The 2,952-nt window shown below is 71.4% G+C and carries 1 protein-coding gene and 3 pseudogenes; 3 read left to right on the top strand and 1 reads right to left on the bottom strand.

The features are described 5' to 3' along the window. Positions 1-190: 190 nt before the first annotated feature. Together U1T56_RS23980 and U1T56_RS23975 are read left to right on the top strand one after the other, a co-directional pair. Positions 191-1,286: pseudogene (locus U1T56_RS23980) on the top strand (IS256 family transposase); the annotation flags it as partial. Positions 1,287-1,300: 14 nt separating this feature from the next. Then, on the top strand, positions 1,301-1,501 hold the full coding sequence (locus U1T56_RS23975) for a hypothetical protein (RefSeq protein WP_418162015.1): 201 nt from the start codon (positions 1,301-1,303) through the stop codon (positions 1,499-1,501). 1 nt (position 1,502) lies between these two features. Here U1T56_RS23975 and U1T56_RS23970 read toward each other — a convergent pair. Then, positions 1,503-1,760 (bottom strand): annotated as a pseudogene (locus tag U1T56_RS23970) (integrase core domain-containing protein); the annotation flags it as partial. 373 nt (positions 1,761-2,133) lie between these two features. Here U1T56_RS23970 and U1T56_RS23965 point away from each other — a divergent pair. Next, positions 2,134-2,787, top strand: a pseudogene (locus U1T56_RS23965) (IS3-like element ISMtsp5 family transposase); the annotation flags it as partial. Between the last annotated feature and the right edge of the window lie 165 nt (positions 2,788-2,952).

Raw genomic sequence — 2,952 nt, 5'->3', positions numbered from 1 at the left:
TGCGCGCGGCCGATGGGCAGGCCGACGATCTCGCGGCTGCTGTCGGTGGCCACGGCCACGGCGATTGTCGCCGCCACGGAGACGAGGTGAAGGCGTAAGCTTGCCGGAAAGCGGGTTGGGATGCACCCTGCCCGAACGACCCCGGGAACGCGGGCTTCCGATTGGCGCCGGGATCCCCAGGGGGCATCCCATGGCAACCAGAGTAGCGGCCTGCGACCGGACACGCGAGCGCCTCGCGGCCTCGATCGACGGCCGGCTGGCGACAGCGCCGGAGCGTTCGGACCTGGTCCGGATGGTGGCACGGCTGATCTTGGAAAAGGCTCTGGAGGGCGAGGTGCGCGACCGGCCCGGGCGCGAGCGCCACGAGCGCGCTGAAGGCGAGCCGACGGGCTACCGGACGGAGCGGATGAAGACGGCCGAAGGAATGGTCGAGTACGCTGCGCCGCAGGTACACGGCACCGCCGAGCCGTTCGTCTCCGCGGTCCGCGAGCGCCTGGCCGGCCGCACCGAAGCGCTGGAGGACCTCGCCATCGAGCTCCATGGCCGCGGCCCGTCCACCCGGGACATCGAGGACACCTTCACCGACCAACACGGGCACAAGCTGCTGAGCCGGGCGGCGGTGCGCGAGATCACCGAGCGGCTCTGGGAGAACCATGCTACCTTCACCCAGCGTGACTTCGCCGGGCATCGGGTGCTCTATCTCTACGTCGACGGCATCGGCGAGCGGCTGCGGGCCGGCCTGCCGCGAGGCGGTCCTGGTCGCCTGGGGCATCGGCGCGGATGGGCGCGAGGTGCTACCGCACCTGATGGTCGGCTCGCAGGAGGATACCGAGACCGTGCGCGCCTTCTTCCAGGACATGCGCGGCTGCGGACTCGGCGACCCGCTGGTGGTGGTCTCGGACGGTGCGCCTGGGATCATCCGGGCAATCGAGGAATGTTTCCCGTGCTCGGCTCGGCAGCGCTGCCTGGCGCATCGGATGCGGAACCTGGCGGTCGAGGTGCCGGCGGATCCCCGGCCGGAGTTCGAGGCGCTGGTCACCGCCCGCTATCAAGCGCCGTCACGGGCCATTGCCCGCGACCTCGCCGCGGGCATCCGGGCCGACCATGCCACTCTGGTGCCGAGCGCGGTGGCGTGCTTCGAGGACGACTTCGAGGCCGGCATCGCCCACCTGCGGCTGCCGGTCATCCATCGCCGGGCGACCCGGACCACGAACCTCCTGGAGCGTTGGTTCGTCGTCCCCCGGGACACGGTTAGGCGAGACACCCCGCGAGCGGGTAGAAGGCCCGCACGGAGGTGAGCATGACCGAGGAGACGACCAAGGAGCCTGGACCCGGCCGTGGCGGGCGGATGGCGCGACCGCGCAGGCGCGAAGCGGTGCCGCGCCTGCTCCGCGGCGAGGATCTCGAGCCGGTCTCCCGCTCGCTCGGCATCACGGCTGCCACGCTCTCGGGCTGGCACGACGTGAGCCACCCCGGGAATCCCGGAGACTCGTTGGTGTGAGTCACGCCGCCATGGCGAGCGCACGGGATTGTTGATGGTAGATCGCTTCGGCCTCGGCCGGTGGGCTGTCGCCGATCGGGCCCAGCAGCCGCTTGTGGTTGAACCAGTCCACCCAGTCCAGCGTCGCCGGTTCCACCGCTTCCCGGTCGGGCCAGGAACGCCGATGGATGACCTCGGCCTTGTACAGCCCCTCGATCGTCTCGGCCAAGGCATTGGCGTAACTGCCGCCGACGCTGCCCGCCGACGGTTCGATCCCGGCTTACCCGGCGCCGCAGCGTCTCGGCCGTGCAGCCCATCTTGCCGGCAACCGACGCGATCGCCGCCCATTGCGAACCGTGCTCGCCTTGGTGCTCCAGCACCCGCCGGACCGCCCGCCCCTGGACCTCGGGGGAAAACGTCGGGGCCTTCCTCATGGCTCCATCCTCGCAAGTGAAGGAGCCTCCGGGAAAGCCGGGGCGGTTCAACGACTGCCTGGCCGGCGGCGAGGCGGCACGCGCCACCAAGCCCGCGTACGGCAGGGATCTCGAGAACCGGCGGCTCGAGGCCGAGCTCGGCGAGCTCATGCTCGAGCGCGAGCGCTTGGCTGAGAAGATCGCCGCCCTGGCGGCCGTCGATCCGCGCTGCGGCTCGCCCCCTTTGGCCCGCGGGAGGTCGAGGCCATGGGCCGGAAGGTCGCGCCCGCGACCGGCCGCGCCTACGGCCTTGGTGGCCCGGGTCTGGGGCGTCGCTCGCGCCACCATCTACCGCCAGCGCCAGCCTGCGGCCGCGCCGCACCGACGACCGGGGCCGCAGGGGTCGATGCCGGACGCGGGCTCGGTCGAGGCGCGAGCAGGCTCTGCTGGCGCATCGGCGGTCGGGGGCGGCCCCACGAGCCACGACGGCACGATCACCACCGAGCGGGTCGATCTCGTGTGAGAGACGGATCCGACCTCGGTCATGACCGGCGAGGGTCAAGCTGCGGTGTTGATGGCCGTCGATCACGGCTCGACCGAGTGCGTGGGCATCCATGCCAGCCGCAGCGCTACCCGGTGCGAAGCGCTCGAGCCGATCCGGCAGGGCGTGCGGCAGCGCTTTGGCGGGTTCGATCGTGCCAGCCCGCCGGCCTCGCCGTTCGGTACGATCACGGCTCGCGGTACGTCGCCCACGACTTCCGGAAAGAGCCGGCCTTCCTCGGCGTCCAGAGCTCGCCCGCGTTCGTGCGGGCGCCAGCGGGCAACGGTTGCGCCGAGCGGTTCGTCCGAACCCTGAAGGAAAATCTGCTCTGGCTGCAGCGCTTTGAGACGATCGGGCTGCGTCCCAGGTGGTGGTATAGGAGGCCGCCTCGGCTTGGCCGCGCCGGAGCGCCCCACACACGGCTGGCGTAGGCGCGGCCAAGCCGAGGCGGTCACCGCCGGTCTTCGGTGTAGGATCGAGTTGCTGAGGCACGAACCTGCACGGAGACGACGATGACC

It is taken from the genome of Benzoatithermus flavus (genome assembly GCF_037908215.1).
In the GTDB taxonomy this organism is placed as follows: domain Bacteria; phylum Pseudomonadota; class Alphaproteobacteria; order Geminicoccales; family Geminicoccaceae; genus Benzoatithermus; species Benzoatithermus flavus.
The sequence above is the reverse complement of the archived record's forward strand: the minus strand, read 5'-3'. Positions and strand labels throughout refer to the sequence as shown.